14 protein-coding genes and 1 tRNA gene are annotated in these 24,160 nt (G+C 53.3%); 6 read left to right on the forward strand and 9 right to left on the reverse strand.

All coding sequences use genetic code 11. The annotated features are described in order from the left end of the window. The first annotated feature begins 73 nt into the window (after positions 1-73). A tRNA-Pro gene (locus tag RTX30_RS06385) sits at positions 74-150 on the forward strand. A gap of 158 nt (positions 151-308) precedes the next feature. On the opposite strand, the gene mqo is transcribed toward RTX30_RS06385, so the two are convergent. Next, the gene (gene mqo / locus RTX30_RS06395) at positions 309-1,964 is read right to left on the reverse strand and encodes a malate dehydrogenase (quinone) (RefSeq protein WP_312687986.1); all 1,656 of its coding nucleotides are present in this window, start codon (positions 1,962-1,964) and stop codon (positions 309-311) included. Between the two features lie 276 nt (positions 1,965-2,240). Between mqo and RTX30_RS06400 the strand changes: the two genes are divergently transcribed. Continuing rightward, entirely contained in the window at positions 2,241-3,476 is a 1,236-nt protein-coding gene (locus RTX30_RS06400; RefSeq protein ID WP_312688225.1) for a SulP family inorganic anion transporter, read from the forward strand. On the opposite strand, the gene mgtE is transcribed toward RTX30_RS06400, so the two are convergent. The 6 genes from mgtE to RTX30_RS06430 all read right to left on the reverse strand — a co-directional run bounded on the left by mgtE (position 3,439) and on the right by RTX30_RS06430 (position 10,814). Continuing rightward, positions 3,439-4,875: a magnesium transporter gene (gene mgtE, locus RTX30_RS06405; protein ID WP_312687988.1), complete on the reverse strand. Its 1,437-nt coding sequence runs from the start codon at positions 4,873-4,875 to the stop codon at positions 3,439-3,441. The two genes, RTX30_RS06400 and mgtE, sit on opposite strands and share 38 nt — an antisense overlap. 147 nt (positions 4,876-5,022) lie before the next feature. Continuing rightward, positions 5,023-6,666 carry a multidrug ABC transporter permease/ATP-binding protein gene (locus tag RTX30_RS06410; protein WP_312687990.1) on the reverse strand — a complete coding sequence of 548 codons (1,644 nt, stop codon included), beginning with the start codon at positions 6,664-6,666 and terminating at the stop codon, positions 5,023-5,025. A gap of 67 nt (positions 6,667-6,733) precedes the next feature. Further along, on the reverse strand, positions 6,734-7,390 hold the full coding sequence (gene alkB, locus RTX30_RS06415; protein ID WP_312687992.1) for a DNA oxidative demethylase AlkB: 657 nt from the start codon (positions 7,388-7,390) through the stop codon (positions 6,734-6,736). Next, positions 7,390-8,451, reverse strand: coding sequence for a bifunctional DNA-binding transcriptional regulator/O6-methylguanine-DNA methyltransferase Ada (gene ada / locus RTX30_RS06420; RefSeq protein ID WP_312687994.1), 1,062 nt, complete (start codon positions 8,449-8,451; stop codon positions 7,390-7,392). The genes alkB and ada overlap by 1 nt, the downstream gene beginning before the upstream one ends. Before the next feature lie 72 nt (positions 8,452-8,523). Continuing rightward, entirely contained in the window at positions 8,524-9,561 is a 1,038-nt protein-coding gene (apbE, locus tag RTX30_RS06425; protein WP_312687996.1) for an FAD:protein FMN transferase ApbE, read from the reverse strand. A 110-nt stretch (positions 9,562-9,671) separates the two neighbouring features. Next, the gene (locus tag RTX30_RS06430) at positions 9,672-10,814 is read right to left on the reverse strand and encodes a porin OmpC (RefSeq protein WP_312687999.1); all 1,143 of its coding nucleotides are present in this window, start codon (positions 10,812-10,814) and stop codon (positions 9,672-9,674) included. A gap of 840 nt (positions 10,815-11,654) precedes the next feature. Here RTX30_RS06430 and rcsD point away from each other — a divergent pair. Together rcsD and rcsB are read left to right on the forward strand one after the other, a co-directional pair. Further along, a complete protein-coding gene (gene rcsD, locus RTX30_RS06435) occupies positions 11,655-14,324 on the forward strand; it encodes a phosphotransferase RcsD (protein ID WP_312688002.1) in 2,670 nt (889 codons plus the stop codon). 16 nt (positions 14,325-14,340) lie between these two features. After that, positions 14,341-14,991 carry a response regulator transcription factor RcsB gene (gene rcsB, locus RTX30_RS06440; protein ID WP_312688005.1) on the forward strand — a complete coding sequence of 217 codons (651 nt, stop codon included), beginning with the start codon at positions 14,341-14,343 and terminating at the stop codon, positions 14,989-14,991. 48 nt (positions 14,992-15,039) lie between these two features. On the opposite strand, the gene rcsC is transcribed toward rcsB, so the two are convergent. Together rcsC and gyrA are read right to left on the reverse strand one after the other, a co-directional pair. Beyond that, positions 15,040-17,886, reverse strand: a complete 2,847-nt coding sequence (gene rcsC, locus RTX30_RS06445) for a two-component system sensor histidine kinase RcsC (protein ID WP_312688008.1) — start codon at positions 17,884-17,886, stop codon at positions 15,040-15,042. A 114-nt stretch (positions 17,887-18,000) separates the two neighbouring features. Then, entirely contained in the window at positions 18,001-20,637 is a 2,637-nt protein-coding gene (gyrA, locus tag RTX30_RS06450; RefSeq protein ID WP_312688010.1) for a DNA topoisomerase (ATP-hydrolyzing) subunit A, read from the reverse strand. Positions 20,638-20,795: 158 nt separating this feature from the next. Between gyrA and ubiG the strand changes: the two genes are divergently transcribed. Together ubiG and nrdA are read left to right on the forward strand one after the other, a co-directional pair. Further along, positions 20,796-21,524, forward strand: coding sequence for a bifunctional 2-polyprenyl-6-hydroxyphenol methylase/3-demethylubiquinol 3-O-methyltransferase UbiG (ubiG, locus tag RTX30_RS06455; RefSeq protein ID WP_312688012.1), 729 nt, complete (start codon positions 20,796-20,798; stop codon positions 21,522-21,524). Between the two features lie 343 nt (positions 21,525-21,867). Further along, positions 21,868-24,153 carry a class 1a ribonucleoside-diphosphate reductase subunit alpha gene (gene nrdA / locus RTX30_RS06460; RefSeq protein ID WP_312688014.1) on the forward strand — a complete coding sequence of 762 codons (2,286 nt, stop codon included), beginning with the start codon at positions 21,868-21,870 and terminating at the stop codon, positions 24,151-24,153. Positions 24,154-24,160 lie beyond the last annotated feature (7 nt).

The following is a 24,160-nucleotide window of genomic DNA, read 5'->3' on the forward strand; positions in this document are numbered from 1 at the left end:
ATTAATTATAAATCACTCAGTCTGCCCTTCACTTGCATTCAGCGACGAAAAGGGTACTATTAGCGCCACATGTCGGCACGTAGCGCAGCCTGGTAGCGCACTGTCATGGGGTGTCAGGGGTCGGAGGTTCAAATCCTCTCGTGCCGACCAAAATTCCCCCGAAAAACCAGCCTCTTACGGCTGGTTTTTTTATGCCTGCGATCAGGGAAAGGTAAAACCTGCAATGAGTGACACCGCGGCGCTGTGCATACGCTGCAAAAAAAAATCCCGGCGGGTTAGCCAGGATTTTTATCACAGTGATACTCAGTTCACAGGGCGATATCGGCCACCGTTTCACTGTCACTCTGCGGATGCACCAACGGTTTCTGCACCGGCGGCGTGACATCGGCAACCAGTGACTCGTCGCATTTCAGCCCGAGGATCTCGCTGGTGTAACGCAGTTCTTCATCAGCAGCGTCAACATTGCCGTTCAGCTCCGTACCAAAAGAAGGGATGATCTCCTTCAGTTTTGCCTGCCAGCGTTCAGAAGCAAAACGTTCGGTGAACACTTTCTCCATCAGCTCCAGCATAATGGGCGCGGCGGTAGAAGCGCCAGGCGATGCGCCCAGCAGCGCGGCAATCGTCCCTTCCTTATCGCTCACCACTTCGGTGCCTAAACGTAATACCCCACCCTTACCCGGCTCGCGCTTGATGATCTGGACACGCTGACCAGCCTGCCACAAACGCCAGTCTTCTTTCATCGCCAGCGGGTAATATTCGCGCAGCGCATCAAAGCGATCGTCTTCATTTTGCAGCACCTGGCTTACCAGGTATTTCACCAGACTGAAGTTGGTCATCCCCACCGTCAGCATGGGCAGCAGATTCGAGGTGTTGGTCGACCGTAGCAAATCCCACAGCGAACCATTCTTCAGGAAGCGGGTCGAGAAGGTGGCGAACGGCCCGAACAGCAGGACACGTTTGCCATCAATAATACGCGTATCAATATGCGGCACAGACATCGGCGGCGCGCCGACAGTAGCCTGGCCATAGACTTTCGCCAGATGGTGATTGACCACTTCCGGGTTTTCCGACACCAGAAATTGCCCCCCCACCGGGAAACCGGCATAATCCGCCGCTTCCGGGATACCGGATTCCTGCAACAGCTTCAACGCCGCGCCACCGGCACCAATAAAGATAAATTTCGCCTTAATGACCTGTTCACCGCCGCCTTTTAACGCATGCAGTGTCACTGTCCAGCTGTTGTCAGCATTGCGTTTAAGGCCACGCACTTCGGTGCCCAGTTGCAGCGAGAAGTTCTCTTTTTTCTGCAACGAACCAATCATCTGACGGGTCAGTTCACCGAAGTTCACATCAGTGCCAATTTCGGTGCGTGTCGCGGCAATTTTCTGTTTTGCATCGCGCCCTTCCATCACCAGCGGCGCCCATTTTTTTATCTGTTGCGGGTCTTCGGAATAGCGCATACCGCGGAACAGCGAACTCTGCTGCAATGCTTTGTAGCGGGCGCGCAGGAAGTTAACGTTGTCATCGCCCCACACCAGGCTCATATGCGGTACGGTATTGATAAAGGAGCGCGGTTCGCGCAGCACACCGGTCTTCACCTGGTGTGCCCAAAACTGGCGAGAAATACGAAACGCTTCGTTGATTTCAATCGCTTTTTTGATACTGATCGATCCATCCGCGCTTTGCGGCGTGTAGTTCAGTTCCATTAATGCGGCGTGCCCGGTACCGGCATTGTTCCAACCGTTGGAGCTCTCCTCCGCAAGGGCATCCAGCCGCTCTACCATCGTAATCGACCAGTCGGGCTCCAGCTCCGCAAGCCAGGTTCCCAATGTGGCGCTCATGATCCCACCACCAATTAAAAGCACATCTGTTTCCTGCTCTTTCGATGCGGAACCTTTTGCTGCTTTCGAGACAGCATTTAGCCCGACGGCCATCGAAAACAGTCTGGCAGTCATTTTTTTCATGTTGTCATTGCCTTACTTTTAGTGCTGCTTTATTCGCATTTATTGAGGGTAAAGTCGTTAGCGCTCTTAACGTAGCACTTAAAATCTGAGATTTAAATAATGTTTAATCATTAAATTTCCATTGTATAAATGTTACTAATAAGTTGATTTTTTGCATTAGTTTTAACACTTACTGCTGGTCTTAAGCGGGTGAAATCTGCTATCATCCTGCGCTTTGCCAATCGTATGGATGCCGTTTGCCTGCATCATGATGGCAAGACTCACCCGCGGATCCTTATGACCGAAAAAAACCCTCTTTCTGCTCATCAACTCAGCCACGTCCTGCGGTCGCCGCAACTGTTCAGCCGCGAAGTGCTGGCCGGAGTCCTGACCGCATTAGCACTGATCCCGGAAGTTATCTCCTTCTCGGTGATTGCGGGCGTTGATCCCAAAGTCAGTCTGATCGCCTCCGTCGTGCTGTGCCTGGGTATGTCATTACTGGGCGGACGTCCGGCAATGGTCACGGCTGCCGCAGGGTCAGTCGCTCTGGTTATCGGACCGATGGTTCATCAGAACGGGGTGGAATACATTTTACCTGCGGTGTTACTTGCAGGTGCCATCCAGATTGTGTTCGGCCTGACCGGAATGGCGCGCCTGATGCGTTTTATTCCGCATGCTGTGATGACCGGTTTTGTGAACGCGCTCGGTATCCTGATTTTCTTCGCCCAGGTTCCCCATTTCTGGAGCCGCGACCCGCTGATACTGGCACTGTTCGTGCTAACGCTGCTGATTGTGCTGTGGCTGCCGCGTTGGGTTAAAAGCATCCCCTCGCCGCTTATTGCCGTTGTGTTATTAACCGCCTTCACCGTGTTCTCGGGCCAGTTATTGCCCACCGTTGGCGATGAAGGATCACTGCGTGGTGGCCTGCCAGGCCTGACGCCATGGTTGGTACCGTTTGATCTGCACACCCTGAGCATCGTCTGGCCGTGCGCGTTAAGCATCGCTTTTGTCGGGTTAATGGAGTCGTTGCTGACCGCCAAACTGGTTGACGATCTCACCCACACGCCCTCCGCCAAAGGGCGGGAAAGCACCGGGCTGGGCATTGCGAATATCCTGGCGGGCTGTTATGGCGGTATTGCCGGCTGCGCGATGATTGGGCAGACCATTGTCAATGTGGAGATGGGTAAAGGCCGTACCCGCCTGTCAACGGTGGCTGCAGGTCTGGTTTTACTGCTGCTGGTCACCGCGCTAAGTGAAGTGATGGCGAAAATCCCAATGGCAGTCCTGGCGGGGATTATGGTGATTGTGGCATTTAAAACCTTTAACTGGGGCAGCCTGCAACCTGCCACGCTGAAACGGGCGCCCCTGGTTGAAACGGTAGTTATGCTGGTGACGGTCGCGGCCACTGTCAGCACCGGTAATCTGGCAATCGGTGTCGCCGCCGGGCTGATAACGCTGGCGGTAACACCAGCGAAATGGCGCAGCACAGCAGGCGCTACAGCAGAAAAATCGTCGCCAGCCCAAGAAAAATAAAGAAGCCCCCGGTATCGGTGATAGCCGTGATCATCACGCTTGAGCCGACAGCCGGGTCGCGTCCCAGTCGGGTCATCATCATCGGGATCAAGACCCCCATGAGCGCAGCCATTAGCAGGTTTAGCACCATTGCCAGCGTCATGACGCCGCCGAGCGCTGCATCGTCATACAGCCACCAGGTGACACCGCCCATAATCCCGCCCCACACCAGTCCGTTGATTAACGCCACCCCCATCTCACGCAGGATCAGGAAGGTAATGTTGCCCGGCTGAATGTTCTGAACTGCCAGCGCACGAACAATCATGGTAATGGTCTGATTACCCGTATTCCCCCCGATACCAGCGACAATCGGCATTAATGATGCCAGCGCCACCAGTTGTGAAATGGTATGTTCGAAGCCGTCAATCACTCGCGAGGCAATAAAGGCCGTGCATAAATTGGTCGCCAGCCAGACCCAACGGGTCTTCACTGCTTTACTCACCGGCGCAAAAACATCCTCTTCCGTGCTGAGGCCGCTCATCTGACGCAAATCGTTATCCGTCTCTTCATACACCACATCGACAATCTCATCGATGGTCAGACGCCCCATCAGCATGCCATCATTGTCTACCACGGCAGCGCTAAGCAGGTTGTCACGTTCAAAGGTGCGGGCGACTTTTTCTGCTTCATCTTCCGGGGAGAAACTCACCGGGTCGGCATCCATCACTTCGCTGACCCGCTTGCCCGCAGCGTTCAGCAATATTGTTTGTAGCCCCAGTTCGCCTGTCAGACGGTTATCCCGCCCAATAACAAACAGTTTGTCGGTGTTTTCCGGCATCTTGCCCAGCCGTCGCAAATAGCGTTGCACTGCCGCCAGCGTCACTTCCGAACGTACGGTGATCACCTCGAACTCCATGATCGCACCAACGCAGTTTTTGCCGTAACGCATCACCTGCCGGACACGCGCACGTTCCGCTGGAGGCAACGTCGCCATTAACCTGCCGGTCAGGTTACGCGGCAGATTCTGCACCAGCCAGATTTGATCATTAATGTCGAGGGTTTCCAGCGTATCGAGTAATGCCCGGTCACTCATCTCGTCAATCAGATCGCCCCAGACGTTTTCCGAAGCTTCGAGCAGCACTTTGCCACGCTTATCATCCTCCACCAGCCGCCATAAGGCGTGGCGCTCATCAACCGGCAACGCCTCAAGCGTATCGGCCAGATCCGGTGGCGGCAGGTGGGCAGCAAGCGCCCGGACTTCGACCAGATCCTGCTCAAGCGCTTCACTGTCGAGCTGTTCGATGGGGGAAACTTCCCCCAGCAGTGCCGCCGTAAGGGCTTTATGCGTGGTCAGCAGCCAAATCAGACGCGCTCGTTCCTCATCACGCAGTTTGACGCTGTTTTTCTTGGTAACTGACATTGAGCTATCTCTGAATGGCAAAACGCTCCGGCACAGCGAAGCTGGACAGCCTTAAGCATAGCGGCAGGCTTTGTAAAAAATAATAAACCGCGGGGGCGTTCGGGCAAAAAATCAGCAAAGCCCCGCAAAACAAGGGGGCTGTAAACATCAGGCAGTGCGGGCTACCGCATCGCGGGAGGCTTTTTCACGCTCTTCGCCGACCAGTTCCGTCAGTTGACCATCGCGCATTTCCAGTAGACGATCGGCATGAGTGAAGTAATGGTCGTCATGGCTGATGGCGAAAATGGTTTTTCCCATCTGCTGCATCAGCGGCAGCAATACCTGGTAAAAATCACGGCGGAAGTGCGGATCCTGGTCGGCAGCCCATTCGTCAAGCAGCAAGATATCGCGCTCTTCAGCAAGCGCCAGCAGCAACGCAACGCGCTTTTTCTGCCCTTTTGACAGCTTCAGGTTGAGGATCTTGCCGTTGTTCAGCTCCAGCTTGTGTGACATTTTCAGCTGTTCCAGCCACTTAGCCACCAGCGCCGGATCGGCCGGATTGCCTTCCGGCCCAAGCAGCGTGTCAAACAACCAGACATCGGTGAACACCGCTGAGAACAGTTTGCGGTAATCCTCCGGCCGGTCGTGCGCCATGGGTTTGCCATCAAGCAGGATCTGGCCGGAAACCGGCTGATAAAGTCCGGTGAGTAGCATCGCCAGCGTCGACTTACCGCTGCCGTTACCGCCGATCAGGAACACCAGTTCACCACGCTGCAGCGTCATGTTGACCGGGCCAATGGCAAAGTCGTTATCCTGATATTTGAAGGTCACATCGCGCAGCTCCAGCGTTTGCCAGTTCGGGAACGCCTGCGGGCGCGGGAATTCCGCCTGCCAGGGCGCCAGCGCAAATTGTTTCAGCTTATTAAACGCGACCTGCGCGCTCAATAAGGTGGGCAGTGCGCCTACAGCCGAGAGCAACGGCGTGCGCAGGAATAGCAGCGTTAAGGAATAGGTCGCCGCCACGTTGGTGTCCGCCCAGCCCAGACTGTTTGCCATCCAGAAGACCAGGCCAATGGCACCCAGCATCATGATGTTTGACCAGTTGACCGCGCTCAGGTGGAAGGTGTCGGCACGGATAATGTGGTGGCGATACTCGCGGGCGTCCGGCAGGTACATCTTTTCAAAGATATGTTGAGCTCGTTCGCGGTTCAGGTTCAGCTCTTTGCGCCCTTCCAGCACGGTCTGGAAATCGTTATACAGCTTATCTTCCGTTTCACGTAGCGTTGCCATGTGCTTATACACGCGGGAAACCAGCATAAAACCACCCCAGATGGTCAGTGCCATCCACAACGCGGTGATCAGCAACATTTTGCCGGAGAGGGTCGCCAGGTAGAGAGACGATCCGATGGTCAGAATGATCCCTTGTACTAACTCAGGCAAACGGACGAAAGCAATGGTGATATTACGGACATCGCTGGTCAGCCCAGCCAGCAGCGAGGCGCTGCCCAGTTGTTCAATACGTTCAACCGGCGTATCCAGGATGCGCTTGATAAATTCGCTACGCAGCCGGAAGACAAAATGATGGCCGAGCGTGGTCAGCGCCAGCTGCGATCCCAGTGTGACCGCCATCAGCAACAGCAATAGCCCCAAAAATTCCGGCAACACGGTGAGCGACAAAACCACCGTTTCGATTAACCGCTGGTTAATAAAGGCAATGAGTCCGATGCCAAATGCCGCGCTGGCCAGTGAGAGCATCAACACAGCCACAAATGGCCAGCGGTACTGCCGCCAGACAAGAAGGAGGAGTTCCATAAAACGACCCGGTCAACAAAAACAGCCAGCAGTTTAAACGGCTGTCGTTTTACATCAAGAATAATTCTTATTTTTGTTTAGCGGGACTGGCCTGGCGAAACGTCAGGTTATAACGACATTCGCCGGTCACCGGGTGATACCCCCCCTTCAGCGGCGCAATACCGTGATAAAAGAGCCGCGATTCGCCGCCCCACACCACGATATCCCCGTGTTCAAGCATCAACCGCTGTAGCGGATCGTTTCGCTTAATTCCGCCAAACTGGAAGATGGCCGGTAAGCCGAGAGAAACCGAAACAATGGGCGCACGCAGGTCTGGCTCATCCTTATCCTGATGCAGCGACAATTTTGCGCCCGGGGCATAGCGATTTATTAAACAGGCGTCCGGGCGGAAATCCGGGTAGCCCGCAGCGCTACTGGCCTGCTGGCAAAGCAGCCGGAATGCTTCAGGCATCGCCGGCCAGGGTTGCCGGGTTTGCGGATCGATCGGGGCATACAGATAACCGCGTTGATCGGTGGTCCAGCCGAGCGAGCCGCAGTTGGTCATCGCCACGGACATGGTATAACCGCCTGGCGTCACCATATGGCGCAACGGCGACTGACTGGTTACGGCTGCAATGCCTCGCATCAGGGCTTCGACATGCGGCAGGGCAAATCGTCGCAACACCACCGCCCCGCTCGCCAGCGGCTCCTGCCAGGGTTCATGATCGGCAAACAGATCGAGCATCAGGTCTCCTCTTTCTTCGTTTCGCGTTTCAGCAACAGTGCTTTACGCGCTGTTCCCCAACGATAGCCAGAGATCGCGCCATCGCCGCGTACCACGCGATGGCATGGCACAATAATCGCCAGTTTATTCGCCGCGCAGGCGCTGGCAACTGCGCGAACCGCGCCGGGCTTGCCTATCTTCTGCGCCAGCGCCTGATAACTTAGCGTTTCACCCGCAGGGATCTCACGCAACGCCTGCCAAACCTGTAACTGGAATGCCGTGCCACGCAGATCCAGCGGCAAGCTGAACGGACTATCGGCATTTTCCAGGCGATGGATAACCTGGGTGACGCGTTGTATAAATTCTGCACTGCCTTGTTCACGCTGGGCATGCGGAAAAAGCCCCGCCAGTTCTGTCATCAACTGCTCATCACTGTCGGCCAGCAAAATGGCACAAATCCCCCGCTCACTCTCAGCCACCAGGCATCGCCCCAGTGAACACTCGCTCACGGTATAGCAAACCGCGATCGCCTCCCCGCCCCGGCGAAACTGCCTGGCGGTCATTCCCAGCGAGGCGTCTGCATGGCGGTAATAACTGCTGCTATCCGGGAAACCTGCAGCCAGCACAGCGCCGGTCACGGTTTCGTTTTCCGCTAGCCGGGCCCGCAGACGCCGGGCGCGAAAAGCCAGTTGCCAGGCTTTTGGCGTCATCCCGGTAATGGATTTAAACAGGCGGTGAAAATGATAAGGACTCATGGCTAGCTGTTCCGCCAGCGCAGCCAGCGTGATCGGTTGCTCTTGTTCCAGCAGACGGCAGGCACGGGCGATTTTCTCCAGCCGCTGTTGCTGCGGGTGCGCCTTATCCGGCTGGCAACGCTTGCACGGACGGAATCCGGCCGCCGCCGCGTGGCCCGCATCCGGGTAAAAGCGCACATTTTGCCGCAGGGCATGGCGCGCCGTGCAGGAGGGACGGCAAAAAATCCCGGTGGTCAGTACGGCGAAAACAAACTGATCATCGGCCTCCGGGTTACGCGCCAGAACCGCCTGCCAGCGCTGTTCATCTGCTACAAACGTGTCGTTCATTTCAGGCTCCTCGTTTAAGCTTAGCCTTACTGTGCCCGTTAGCTTGCCATACGACACCCGCAATCTTGCGCTTTAATTCTTTTCGCTAACCAGGAAAGAGGCAAACTGCGGTGACATCCAGGTGGTAAAGCCTTCGCCCTGCTTCATGATCATAAACACCGCCAGTTTTTCTCGTTGTACCACCTCTTTTGCCCGTTCTGTACCCAGCACCATCAGGCCGGTATCCCAGGTATCCGCCTCCAGCGCCGTAGGGGCAATCACCGTCACCGACACCAGCGCATGTTGGATCGGCTGCCCGGTTCGTGGGTCGATAATGTGCGAGATACGTTTGCCATCCAGTTCATAATAGTTGCGATAACTGCCTGAAGTGCTAATGCCGTGACCGTTAATATCTACCACCGCCTGGACGGCATTTTCTTTATCGGTCGGTTTTTGGATAGCCACGCGCCATGGCTGCCCCTGCGCGTTCATGCCGCGACTGGCGAGCGCCCCACCTACCGACACCAGATAACGGGCAATGCCTTCCTGTTCCATCAGGCGCGCCAAATGGTCGGCTGCGTATCCTTCGCCAACGGTCGACAAATCGACAAACAGATCGGGCAGATCCTTTTGCAGGAATTGCTCGCCGGCGCGATTAATCACGCTCAGGTGTTGCAGGCCCGTGCGCGCTTTTGCGGCGTCTATTTGCGCCTGATCCGGCGTTTTAACCGGCTGCTTATCCGGCCCAAAACCCCATAAATTGACCAGCGGCCCGACCGTTATGTCCATCGCGCCGTCAGTTTTTTCCCCAACCCGCAATGAGGTGGTGACAATATCCGCCATTTCCGGACTAACCGGCCAGGGCGCCGTGCTCGCGGCATGGTTAAAACGCATCAGGGCAGAGTCATTTTTCCAGGTTGAGAGCAATCGATCGTCGGCATCCAGTTGTGCCTGAATTTTTTGTGCTAAGGCCTGAGCCTGCTGCGGGTTGATATCGACCAGACTGACACGCCATGAGGTGCCCATGGTTTTGCCTTCCAGCACGGTCGGCTTAACCTGAGGCGCGGTGTCGCACCCGACCAGGAATAACAGTGCCGCGGTCAAACCCGCACGAAGAAATGTCATCGCCATTATGTGTTCTCTCCTTTTAATGGCGGCAAGGGTACACCAAAACGCAGGGTTGAAAAGATAGCGGTAATAAAAAGGGGCCTTTCGGCCCCTGAGCAGTGTACGTGGCTAACTTAGAACTGGTAAACCAGGCCCAGTGCCACAACGTTGTCGGTGGTGATACCGGCAGCGCGGGTAAAGTCATTGTCATCCAGCAGGTTGATTTTGTAATCAACGTAGGTAGACATGTTTTTGTTGAAGTAGTAGGTCGCGCCAACATCGATGTATTTCAGGATATCCTGATCGCCGAAGTTAACTGTGCCGGTATTGTTGGTGATGTCTTTACCTTTGGACTGCAGGTAAGCAATAGACGGACGCAGACCGAAGTCGAACTGGTACTGAGCAACCACTTCGAAGTTTTGCGCTTTGTTAGCAAAACCATAAGCGGTGGACGGGCTGGAGCCGTTAGACGTACCGAAACGGGTTGCGTTATAGGTCTGAGAGTACTGTGCCGCCAGGTAAATATTGTTGGCATCGTATTTCAGGCCGCCGCTGTATACTTCTGCGCGGTCGCCTTCGCCGTACAGTGCAGCATTGTTGGTTGCGTTCTGGTCAGCAGTACGACGGGAAGAAGACATTGCACCACCAACGCTGAAGCCTGCGCCCAGATCGTAAGTCAGTGCTGCGCCGTAACCGTCGCCGTTTTGTTTCAGGGTGCTGCGGCCGGAGCTGTTTTCACCGCTTACGCTACCGTTTTTGCCCTGGTACTGCAGAGCAAAGTTCAGGCCATCAACCAGCCCGAAGAAGTCGGTGTTACGGTAGGTTGCAACGCCGTTAGCACGGGATTGCAGGAAGTTGTCTGAACCGTAGGTGTCGCCGCCGAATTCCGGCAGAACGTCAGTCCAGGAAGTCACGTCGTAAATGACGCCGTAGTTACGACCGTAGTCGAAAGAACCGGCATCAGCAACGCGGATACCTGCGAATGCCAGACGGGTCCATGCCTGATTGCTGGATGATTCCGTGTCGTTCGCCTGAACGTTGTATTCCCACTGGCCGTAACCAGTTACCTGATCGTTTACCTGTGTTTCGCCTTTGAAGCCAAAACGCACGTAAGTCTGATCGCCATCAGAGCCTTTATCATCAGAGAAATAGTGCAGGCCGTCGACTTTACCGTACAGATCTAATTTGTTGCCATCTTTGTTATAAATTTCAGCCGCATTTGCTGCGCCTGCTACCAGCAGAGCCGGTACCAGGAGGGACAGTACTTTAACTTTCATTTTATTAACCCTCTGTTATATGCATTTTTATTGCCACTGCTTGCTGATCAACCCTCTAATCAGCTGGCAAATTCATTCTCCCTAAAAAAGCAGAATAATCCAACAAGAATATGATACGAAAACTTTAAAGATGTTTCATATTTCTTGAGAGATGTTTCATGATGTAAATTCGAGGGAACTTTTTTTAGCACAAATAGCCAAAAAATAAGGCGCTAATAATCAAAAAATACATAAAAAATTTTATAAAACAGCAAGTTAACCAGAAAGAACTTTATAGCACTGATTGCAAAACCCGCCTCGTCGATCGCAACTAATATAATCAGCGCTATCATCATTAACTTTATTTATTACCGTCATTCGAATCTGAATGTCTGTTTACCCCTCTTATGACCGGATGCCCTGCATTCGGTTTTTTTTTACCTTTCTTTACCCGACCTGAACTTCAATCTACATATAATCACTATTTGTAACGACTATTAATTAATCAACAAACATGCCAGATTTTTCTTATTGCACGAAAGCGGTAATTAATTTCTTGTTATTTCGTGCGATCTTTTATCAGCGCAACGGTAAATATTTGTACAAAGCTGTTGTGCTGTACGTTTTTACCGCTACGTTTAGCGAAGTAGGTTCTCTCTGAATGTTTCAGGCTCTCTCTGTGAAGAGAATCTGGAAATTCATCGATTAACCGATATACTGCCTGCTGTACACTACTCAGCAGCACAACATCTATCAGTACACCGCACATCACAACAGGCGGTTCTGACGGCATGGCAGCAACATTGTCTCAGCAACGGCTGAGTGTCCTGGCAGTGTTGTCATAACGGGTTACACACACGAATGAGTCAATCTGACACAATGATCCCTGGCAAATTTTCCCTTATACCGGGCAACTTAACCCGTTTCTTTCTTCTGTTAATTATCGTCCTGCTCGTTACGATGGGCGTCATGATCCAAAGCGCGGTTAACGCCTGGCTGAAGGATAAAAGCTATCAAATTGTCGATGTGACGCACGCTGTTCATAAACGCATCGACACCTGGCGTTATGCTACCTGGCAGATTTACGACAACATTGCCGCTGCGCCCTCTTCTGCATCGGGCGAAGGTTTGCAAGAGACGCGTTTAAAGCAGGATGTTTACTATCTAGAAAAACCCCGGCGCAAAACCGAAGCGCTGATTTTCGGCTCCCACGATAGCTCAACGCTGGAAATGACCCAGCGCATCTCTACCTATCTGGATACGCTGTGGGGCGCGGAAACGGTGCCATGGTCGATGTATTACCTTAACGGCCAGGATAACAGCATGATCCTGGTTTCGACACTGCCGCTCAAAGACCTCTCATCCGGTTTTAAAGACAACACCATCAGCAACCTCGTCGACTCCCGCCGGGCAGAAATGCTGCAACAAGCCAATGCGCTGGATGAACGCGAGAGTTTTTCTTCGTTGCGTCGACTGGACTGGCAAAACGGCCATTACTTTACGCTGCGCACCACCTTTAATCAGCCGGGCCACCTGGCGACAGTGGTTGCCTTCGATCTACCGATTAATGACCTGATCCCGCCCGGAATGACGCTGGACAGTTTCCGCCTCGATCCAGACACGGCACAACCCACCAGCCGCACACAAGATAAAGAAGCGGCAGACAGCGCGTCTGTGAATTTCAACAGTTCCAAAATCGAAATCTCTTCGTCGCTCAGCGGAACCGGCCTGCGCCTGATTTGGCAGGTGCCTTTTGGCACATTGCTGCTGGATACGCTGCAAAATATCCTGCTGCCCTTGCTATTAAACATTGGTCTGCTGGCGCTGGCATTGTTTGGCTACGCCACTTTTCGCCACCAGCCAGGGCGCAAAACTGACAGTCTGACACCGCCAGGCACCAACAATGAATTACGCGTCATGCGTGCCTTTAATGAAGAGATTGTCTCGCTGTTACCGCTTGGCCTGCTGGTGCACGACCAGGAAGCAAACCGCACGGTGCTGAGTAATAAAATCGCCGATCATCTGTTGCCACACCTGAATCTGCAAAATATTACTGCCATGGCCGATCAACACCAGGGTGTGATCCAGGCGACAGTGAATAACGAACTGTACGAGATCCGTCAGTTTCGCAGCCAGGTGGCTTCTCGCACACAAATCTTTATTATTCGCGACCAGGACCGCGAAGTGCTGGTGAATAAAAAGCTTAAACAGGCACAACGCCTGTACGAGAAAAACCAGCAGGGGCGTTCCGCCTTTATGAGCAATATGGCCGAAGCGCTGAAACAGCCCGTCAAAGCGCTGGCCAGCGAAGCGGCGGCATTACAAAGCCAGGAAGGTAATCTGCTCACCGATCACGCCGACAGGCTTGTACAGCTTGTTGATGAGATTCAACTGGCGCATATGCTGGAGAACGACAGTTGGAAAGGTTCGCCGACGCTGTTCTCTATTCAGGATCTGATTGATGAAGTGGTACCGGATGTGTTGCCTGTTATTAAGCGCAAAGGACTTCAGTTGCTTATTAACAACCATCTGCCAGCAAATGAAGAACGTCACGGCGATCGTGATGCGCTCCGCCGTATTTTGTTGCTATTAATTCAATATGCGGTAACCACCACGCAGATGGGCAAAATCACCCTCGAAGTGAATATGGACGAGTCGGCAGAAGATCGTCTGACGTTCCGCATTCTGGACACCGGCGTTGGGGTGAACTCCAGTGAAATCGATAATCTGCACTTCCCGTTCCTCAATGCCACACAGGGCGATCAATACGGTAAAGCCAACGCTCTCACCTTCTGGCTCTGCGATCAGCTGGCCAGGAAACTGGGTGGGCATTTAAATATCAAAGCGCGTGATGATCTGGGTACTCGCTACTCTTTGCATGTCAGAATGGCGGCCCGCGCGCAGCAGGCGGAAAGCGAAGAGAAATTGCTGGATGACGTGGTGGCGATGATTGATGTTACTTCCAGCGAAATCCGCAATATTGTCGTGCGCCAGTTGGAAAACTGGGGCGCAAGCTGCATTTCCCCGGATGAGCGCTTATCAAGTCAAGAATATGATCTCTTTTTGACAGATAATCCGTCTAATCTTACTGCCTCAGGATTGCTTTTAAGCGATGATGAGGCTGGCGTGCGGAAAATTGGCCCTGGTCAATTGCGCGTCAACTTTAATATGAGCAATGCAATGCAGGGAGCAATATTGCAGCTTATTGAGGAGCAACTGGCGCAGGAAGAAGTACCGGAGTCGCCTTTGGGGGGCGATGAAAATGCCGAACTCCATGCCAGCGGCTATTATGCGCTGTTTGTTGACACAGTACCCGACGATGTTAAGAGGTTGTATACTGAGTCGGCGCTGAACGACTTCGCTGCGCTGGCGCAGACGGCACACCGCTTGAAAGGCGTGTTTGCCATGCTTAATCTGGTACCTGGTAAGCAGTTGTGCGAAACGCTGGAGCAATTAATTCGTGAATCCGATGCTCCAGGCATAGAAAATTACATCAGCGACATTGACGCTTACGTCAAGAGCTTGCTGTAGCAAGGTAGCCCAATACATGAACAATATGAACGTAATTATTGCCGATGACCATCCGATTGTACTGTTCGGTATTCGTAAGTCACTCGAACAAATCGAATGGGTCAATGTAGTCGGTGAATTTGAAGACTCTACAGCGCTCATTAATAACCTGCCGAAACTCGACGCAAATGTCTTGATCACCGATCTGTCCATGCCTGGCGACAAATATGGCGATGGCATTACGCTGATCAAATACATTAAACGCCATTTCCCGACCCTGTCGATTATTGTGCTGACCATGAACAATAACCCGGCAATCCTTAGTGCGGTACTGGATCTGGATATTGAAGGTATTGTGCTGAAACAGGGTGCGCCGACGGATCTGCCGAAAGCGCTGGCCGCATTACAGAAGGGCAAGAAATTTACCCCGGAAAGCGTTTCACGTCTGCTGGAGAAAATCAGCGCTGGCGGTTACGGCGACAAACGTCTGTCACCGAAAGAGAGCGAAGTGCTGCGTCTGTTCGCAGAAGGTTTCCTGGTCACGGAAATCGCGAAAAAGCTGAACCGCAGTATTAAAACCATCAGTAGCCAGAAGAAATCAGCAATGATGAAACTGGGCGTTGATAACGATATCGCGCTGCTGAACTATCTCTCTTCCGTTACGCTTACCCAGACGGAAAAAGAGTAATCACTGCGCAACCCCGGCACTCGCCGGGGTTCTTTTTATCTGCTTTCGCTAAATCCGACTGTTTCTAACCCGTGCGGCATAGGCAGCGAGGGTCTGTTTAAGCACATCCAGCGTCACCGGTTTTGACAGGCAACTGTCCATTCCTGACTCCAGACAACGCTGCTTCTCTTCCGCCAGCGCATTCGCCGTCACACCAATAACCGGTAGCGTCAGTCCGAGCTGGCGAATTCGCTGCGTTAAGCGATAACCATCCATATTCGGCATGTTGACATCGCTGAGTACAATGTCGATATGGTTTTTACTCAACACATTCAGCGCATCCACGCCATCGTTGGCGGTTTTACATTGATAACCCAGCGATCCCAACTGATCTGCCAGCAAGCGCCGGTTAATTGGATGATCGTCTACGACCAGGATCATCATGTCGTCGTTGCGCGACGTTTCACTGCTCGCTTCTGGCAACGCACTGTCCGTTTGCTGCTCGACCACCTGTACGCGGTAAATGCGCCCCAGCAACGCCAGCAGATCGTGCGGCGACGCTACGCTGTGCAGCCACTCTCCCGGCGCCCGTTCCACCGGAATACCAATATGGCGGCGACAGAAAATAATGGCGGCGCGCCCGGTCCACGACGATAAAAGTTCATCATCGGTGATCAGCGTATCCTGGTTACCGAGCGCCCGTCCGTCATAGTGCTTAACCGTGATACCCTGCCACTTCAGCAGGCTTTCAAGGTAACCCGACAACGAGGCATTACGCACGGACAGCCAGCAACAGGTGTCCACCAGCCCATCAGCCTCGACTGGCGTCGCTGGCACGCGGCCATACAGTGGAATGCGGATGGTAAACTGGCTGCCCATTCCCGGTTCTGTGTCCACCGAAATATCCCCGTCCATCATGCTGATCAATTTCTCGCAAATGGCCAGCCCCAGCCCGGTTCCCTGGAAATTGCGCTGCACCCCAGTCCCCACCTGAAAGAACGGATCAAACAGCCGTACCACCTCTTTGCCCGGGATCCCGACGCCGGTATCACGCACACGAATGCTCAGGTAATTATCATCACACTGGACATGCAAAATAATGCAGCCGATATCCGTAAACTTAATGGCGTTACTCAACAGGTTTGAGATCACCTGCTGCAAACGCATCGGATCGCCATTCAGCGTCGCGGGGACGTTGGGTTCGATAAAACAGTAAAGACCCAGTTGCTTGCGCACCACCAGCGGCAGATAGTTGGCGGTGATATGGCTCATTACTTCCCGCGGCGAAAACTCACGCGGTTCAATCTTCAGCTGTTCCGATTCAATTTTCGAGAAGTCGAGAATATCGCTGATGATTTTCAGCAGCAGGCTCGACGAGTTATTCATTGCCGTAACCAGTCGATCAACGCCCTTCGGCAGCTCTTTGGTTTGCAGCAGATCAAGGTTACCGATAATGCCATATAGCGGTGTGCGGAGTTCATGGCTGACGGTCGCGAGGAACATTGACTTCGACTGGCTCGCCTGTTCTGCCGCCTGCGCCATCTCCTGCAGTGACTCTTCCATTTTCACGCGGGCGGAGACATCTACCAGCACGCAAATCGCCACGTTTTCATTACGATAGCGTGAATGCACAAAGCTGATTTGCAGGTTGGTATTATTGCTGGTCAGAACATCGACAAAATTGACCTGCTGGCCACAGATGATTTGCGTGAGCCGCTGCCGATCCTCGTGCGTCAACATATTCAGGTAGTTATGCGCCAGCTCATTACTGAGGATGTTAGTCCCATCCTGGGTGCGCAAAATACAGATACCGACCGGCGCAGAGGCGACAATTTTGCGGTTGAATTGCTCATGCTCTTCCAGCCGCTGGGCATCATTTTCCGCCGGAATAAAGATGCGCCGTTCATACATACGCGCCAGGGTAAACAACGCGACCCCGACCAGCACATTGAGCAACACCGCATTAAGGATCAGCATCCGAATGCGTTCCAGCACCATATCAACCGGCACGGAGTAGACCACACTCAACGATGACGGCGGCAGGCTCTTTTTCAGGATCAGCTCACGAAAGCCGGAGGTATAACCGAACCAGGTACGCTCCTGAAGCCAGCGCGGATCGGCGGTAATGCCGCTATCCTGACCGGTGAGAGAAATCAGCGAATGCCCGCTTTCATCCAGAATCGTTACGCCCATCGGCAGGCTGCCTGGGGTAAAGAAGTTTTCCATACGAATGGATTGTTCCGTACCCAACAGTGCCTGCAGACGATTCCCAAGATACACCGGCGTCAGGGCGTAGAAATAACCAATCCCCGGACGTGGCCCCTGAGTCATCCAGTAGAGGTTATTGCTGCGTTCATCCTGCGGCGCGTTACGGTATTTCACAATCCGTTCATGCAGGCTTTTCAGCGTATCATCCCGCTCCACAGGCAGATCGCGCAGGCCGAAGTCCGCCATGCAGAGATTGTCGCTGCCAATGAGAAAAACACGGTTGAGATCGTAGGCAGCAGAGAAATTATCGCGCCAGTAGCGCATAAACCACGCCAGCGACTCCAGTGAACCACGCCATGAAGTGCCCATTGCCGAGCAGTCGGAGTCCGGGAATAGCGGTGAGAAGGTCGGCACGGCCGTTTTATCGTCGCGGTTACGGGAAGTCAGAATGCCGTTTTCCGCCGTCAGGCGGTTTTCAGCAATGTACTTCAGTTCTTTCATGACGTCTGAGGTGCGCTGAATGTAGCGCTGCGCCTGATCGGAGCTTAAATTAAACTCCTGGCGAATTTCCGACTCTTTGTCATGCAGAGCATTAACGATGTAAAAGACAGAGAAAAAGGCAATCAGTAGCCAAAGCAATAGCGCCAGCGCCCTGAACAGATAGCGGGAGACTTTCAGGGTACTGCGAAAAGAGACAAGGTATTTCAACCTGGGGAAACTCCGCCACGTGGAAGATAAAAAAGAGTGAAGTTAAGGTAGCGGTAAAACGCAAAGCCCGCAACGGCAATGAAAAAGGGCCGAAAACCGGCCCTTTGTAACGCATTATTCGTCGGCGTCGTCGGCCACGTCATCGTCGGTTTCCGCTTCCGGTGCGATATCATCGTCCCCTTCTGCGACACTCCCGTCGATAGAGTCAAGCTCTTCGTCGTCCACCGGCTCGGCCACACGCTGCAGCCCCACCACGTTTTCGTCTTCCGCGGTACGGATCAGAATCACGCCCTGGGTATTACGCCCCACTACGCTGATTTCTGACACGCGTGTACGCACCAGCGTACCGGCATCGGTGATCATCATGATCTGGTCGCTATCGGCAACCTGCACCGCCCCGACCACAGAGCCGTTACGCTCGGTGACCTTGATGGAAATCACGCCCTGCGTACCACGAGACTTGGTCGGATACTCGGTTTCTGCCGTACGTTTACCGTAACCGTTCTGCGTCACCGTCAGGATTGCGCCTTCGCCACGCGGAACAATCAGCGATACCACGCTGTCGTTTTCTGCCAGCCTGATACCACGCACGCCGGTGGCAGTACGCCCCATTGCGCGAACGGCACTGTCTTTAAAGCGCACCACTTTACCGGCGGCAGAGAACAGCATCACTTCGTCGTTACCCGAGGTGAGATCCACGCCAATCAGCTCATCGCCTTCGTTCAGGTTCACGGCAATGATGCCAGCAGAACGCGGACGGCTGAATTCGGTCAGTGCGGTTTTCTTCACGGTACCGCTGGCGGTCGCCATAAAGACGTTTACGCCCTCTTCGTATTCACGAACCGGCAGAATAGCCGTAATACGTTCATTCGGCTCAAGCGGCAGCAGGTTCACAATCGGACGACCACGTGCGCCACGGCTTGCTTCCGGCAGCTGATACACCTTCATCCAGTACAGACGACCACGGCTGGAGAAGCAGAGGATCGTGTCATGGGTATTGGCCACCAGCAGGCGATCAATAAAGTCTTCTTCTTTAATACGCGCAGCCGATTTACCCTTACCGCCACGGCGCTGGGCTTCGTAATCGGTCAGCGGCTGATATTTCACATAGCCCTGATGAGACAGCGTTACTACTACGTCTTCCTGGTTAATCAGGTCTTCAATGTTAATATCGGCGCTGTTGGCGGTGATTTCGGTGCGACGCTCATCGCCAAACTGTTCGCGAACCAGCTCAAGCTCTTCGCGGATCACTTCCATCAGACGCTCAGCGCTGCCGAGGATGTGCAGCAGTTCAGCGATCTGGGTCAGCAGCTCTTTATACTCTTCGAGCAGTTTTTCATGCTCAAGACCGGTCAGTTTTTGCAAACGCAGATCCAGGATCGCCTGTGCCTGCTGTTCGGTCAGATAGTATTTACCCTCGCGGATACCGAACTCCGGCTCCAGCCACTCCGGACGCGCAGCGTCATCGCCCGCACGTTCCAGCATTGACGCCACATTGCCCAGATCCCACGGCTGTGCGACCAGGCCTGCTTTTGCTTCTGCCGGCGTAGGTGCACGACGAATCAGTTCAATGATCGGGTCGATATTCGCCAGCGCAACCGCCAGCGCTTCAAGGATATGCGCACGATCACGTGCTTTACGCAGTTCAAAAATGGTACGGCGCGTCACCACTTCACGACGGTGACGAACAAACGCGGCAAGGATCTCTTTCAGCGTCATGATCTTCGGCTGACCATGGTGCAAAGCAACCATGTTGATACCAAAAGAAACCTGCAGTTGCGTCTGGGAATAGAGGTTATTGAGAACCACTTCACCCACCGCGTCGCGTTTCACTTCAATCACAATGCGCATGCCGTCTTTGTCAGACTCGTCGCGCAGCGCGCTAATGCCTTCAACACGCTTGTCTTTAACCAGCTCGGCGATCTTTTCGATCAGACGCGCTTTGTTCACCTGATACGGGATCTCGTGAACAATGATTGTCTCACGCCCGGTTTTCGCATCGGCTTCCACTTCCGCGCGCGCGCGAATATAGATTTTGCCGCGACCGGTGCGATAGGCCTCTTCAATACCACGGCGGCCATTAATAATGGCGGCAGTCGGGAAGTCCGGCCCAGGAATGTGTTCCATCAGCCCTTCGACGCTGATGTCTTCGTTGTCGATATAGGCCAGGCAACCGTTAATCACTTCCGTCAGGTTATGCGGCGGAATGTTGGTCGCCATACCGACCGCAATCCCCGAAGAGCCGTTGACCAGCAGGTTCGGGATCTTGGTTGGCATCACATCAGGAATTTTTTCGGTGCCGTCGTAGTTATCGACGTAATCCACCGTTTCTTTTTCCAGATCGGCCATTAATTCATGGGCGATCTTCGCCAGGCGGATTTCCGTATAACGCATCGCTGCCGCGGAGTCACCATCAATGGAACCGAAGTTACCCTGACCATCAACCAGCATATAACGCAGCGAGAACGGCTGCGCCATGCGCACAATGGTGTCATACACCGCGGAATCACCATGGGGATGGTATTTACCGATTACGTCACCAACGACACGGGCAGATTTTTTGTAGGCTTTATTCCAGTCATTGCCCAATACGTTCATGGCGTAAAGTACGCGACGGTGAACCGGTTTTAAGCCATCTCGGACGTCCGGAAGCGCACGGCCAACAATGACCGACATCGCATAGTCCAGATAGGAGCTTTTCAGCTCTTCCTCGATGTTAACCGGTGTAATTTCTCTCGCAAGGTCGCTCATCTAACCGCTATCCCTCTACTGTATCCCGGATTCAAAGGTCGCAAATTATAACACAACCGCTTTGAGACAGGTAAACCTATAACACCCCGTCAAAGGTTTATTCATCCCGTTGGCCTGATATACTCCACAGTCTTATTAAGAGAGGAGTCATTGCGCACATGAATGCCGAAAAATCGCCGGCCGGCCAGAACGTCGATCATGCTGAAATCGCCAAATTTGAAGCCGTCGCTTCACGCTGGTGGGATAAAGAAGGCGAGTTTAAACCGTTGCACCGCATTAACCCGCTGCGCCTGGGCTACATTGCAGAACACGCAGGCGGTCTGTTCGGTAAAACCGTGCTGGATGTTGGCTGTGGCGGCGGCATTCTGGCGGAAAGCATGGCGCGCGAAGGTGCCAACGTTACCGGGCTGGATATGGGCTTTGAACCTTTGCAGGTCGCCCGTCTGCATGCGCTGGAATCCGGCATTGAAGTTGACTATGTGCAAGAAACCGTCGAAGAACATGCCGCCAGGCATGCACAGCAGTATGATGTGGTGACCTGTATGGAAATGCTCGAGCACGTACCCGATCCGCAATCCGTGGTCAAAGCCTGCGCGCAGCTCGTGAAACCTGGCGGCCATGTCTTCTTTTCGACCATTAACCGTAACGGCAAAGCCTGGCTGATGGCGGTTGTCGGTGCGGAATATGTGCTACGGATGGTGCCAAAAGGCACGCATGATGTGAAAAAATTTATCAAGCCAGCCGAGTTGTTAACCTGGGTCGACGGTACTGTGTTACAGGAACGTCATATTACCGGGTTACATTATAATCCGCTGCTGAATAAATTTACCTTAGGGCCAGGTGTTGATGTTAATTACATGTTACATACAACGGCAAAAAACGACTAAGGTCATCAGTTAAAGTTATAAAGATTGCGCAGCATCAAACTGCGCAATCCTCGTCGCCGATGAAGAAATCAGCACTCGATCAAAAATTCATTTTTTTTTGCGAAATATTGACATCCCCGCCAGGCCTTACAATACGTGGACTTAGCGATTATTACCCTTTCGCAACCTCAATTTAACCTCAAAATCAACTCTTGTACTGAAAAGAATCCTTACTAGAATACTCACCATATAGCGTTTCTCTTATCGCAAACCCCCTACATATAGTATTTATCCACAGAGTTAGTCACAGCGACCGACTGTGGATAAATGGGGGGATACTTTTATTTCACGGACAGGTAAGCACATGAATCAGAGTCTGCTGGTGACAAAGCGTGATGGTGGCACAGAGCGCATCAATCTCGACAAAATTCATCGAGTACTGGATTGGGCGGCAGAGGGGCTGAATAACGTATCTATCTCGCAGGTTGAATTGCGTTCACATATTCAGTTCTATGACGGGATCAAAACCTCCGATATCCACGAAACGATTATCAAAGCAGCGGCAGATCTGATCTCCCGCGAGGCGCCGGATTACCAGTACCTGGCGGCGCGCCTGGCGATTTTCCACCTGCGTAAAAAAGCCTACGGTCAGTTCGAACCACCGGCACTGTTTGATCACGTCACCAAAATGGTTGAACTGGGCAAATACGATCATCATCTGCTGGAAGACTACACGGAAGAAGAGTTCAAGCAGATGGACGGTTTTATCGACCACTGGCGCGACATGAACTTTTCTTACGCCGCAGTGAAGCAACTGGAAGGTAAATATCTGGTTCAGAACCGCGTTACCGGGGAGATCTACGAGAGCGCGCAGTTCTTGTATATTCTGGTTGCGGCGTGCCTGTTCTCCAACTATCCGCGCGAAACCCGTCTGGACTATGTAAAACGCTTTTATGATGCGGTTTCGACGTTCAAAATTTCGCTGCCGACGCCGATCATGTCCGGCGTGCGTACCCCAACCCGTCAGTTCAGCTCCTGCGTGTTGATCGAGTGCGGCGACAGCCTGGACTCCATTAATGCGACCTCCAGCGCGATCGTGAAATACGTTTCTCAGCGCGCCGGTATCGGCATCAACGCGGGTCGCATTCGTGCGCTGGGGAGCCCGATCCGGGGTGGCGAAGCCTTCCACACCGGTTGCATTCCGTTCTACAAACACTTCCAGACCGCCGTGAAATCCTGCTCTCAGGGTGGCGTGCGTGGCGGTGCGGCGACGCTGTTCTACCCGATGTGGCACCTGGAAGTCGAAAGCCTGCTGGTACTGAAAAACAACCGTGGCGTTGAAGGCAACCGCGTGCGTCACATGGACTACGGCGTGCAAATCAACAAACTGATGTACACCCGTTTGCTGAAAGGCGAAGACATCACCCTGTTTAGCCCGTCTGACGTCCCGGGTTTGTACGACGCCTTCTTTGCCGATCAGGATGAGTTTGAGCGCCTGTACACCCAATATGAAAAAGATGACAGCATCCGTAAACAGCGCATTAAAGCCGTTGAGCTGTTTTCACTGATGATGCAGGAACGGGCGTCTACCGGCCGTATCTACATCCAGAACGTGGATCACTGCAACACGCACAGCCCGTTCGATCCGGTGGTTGCACCTGTACGTCAGTCTAACCTGTGTCTGGAAATCGCCCTGCCGACCAAACCGCTGGACGATGTGAACGACGAGAACGGCGAGATTGCGCTCTGTACGCTGTCTGCTTTTAACCTCGGCGCGATTCAGAATCTCGACGAACTGGAAGAGCTGGCAACGTTGGCCGTTCGCGCGCTGGACGCCCTGCTTGATTACCAGGATTACCCGATCCTGGCTGCAAAACGCGGGGCAATGGGCCGCCGTACACTGGGTATTGGTGTCATCAACTTTGCTTACTGGCTGGCGAAAAACGGTAAACGTTACTCTGACGGTAGCGCGAATAACCTGACGCACCAGACGTTCGAAGCCATTCAGTACTGGCTGCTGAAAGCCTCTAACGAACTGGCGAAAGAACAAGGCGCTTGCCCGTGGTTCAACGAAACCACTTACTCGCAGGGTATTCTGCCGATCGATACGTATAAAAAGGATCTCGACGGTATTACCAACGAACCGCTGCATTACGACTGGGAAGCGCTGCGTGAGTCCATTAAAACGCACGGTCTGCGCAACTCCACGCTCTCTGCGCTGATGCCGTCGGAAACCTCGTCGCAGATCTCCAATGCCACTAACGGTATCGAACCGCCGCGCGGCCACGTGAGTATTAAAGCCTCGAAAGATGGCATCCTGCGTCAGGTGGTACCGGATTACGAAAAACTGAGCAATGCCTACGAACTGCTGTGGGAAATGCCGAACAATGACGGCTATCTGCAACTGGTTGGGATTATGCAGAAGTTTATCGACCAGTCGATTTCGGCCAACACCAACTACGATCCGTCGCGTTTCCCGTCGGGCAAAGTGCCGATGCAACAATTGCTGAAAGACTTGCTCACCGCCTACAAATTTGGTGTGAAGACGCTGTATTATCAAAACACTCGCGATGGCGCAGAAGACGCACAGGATGACCTGGTGCCTTCTATCCAGGACGATGGCTGCGAAAGCGGCGCATGTAAGATCTAACGAAGGG

Origin of the sequence: Kosakonia sp. (assembly GCF_032052965.1) — a bacterium.
Taxonomy (GTDB): domain Bacteria; phylum Pseudomonadota; class Gammaproteobacteria; order Enterobacterales; family Enterobacteriaceae; genus Kosakonia.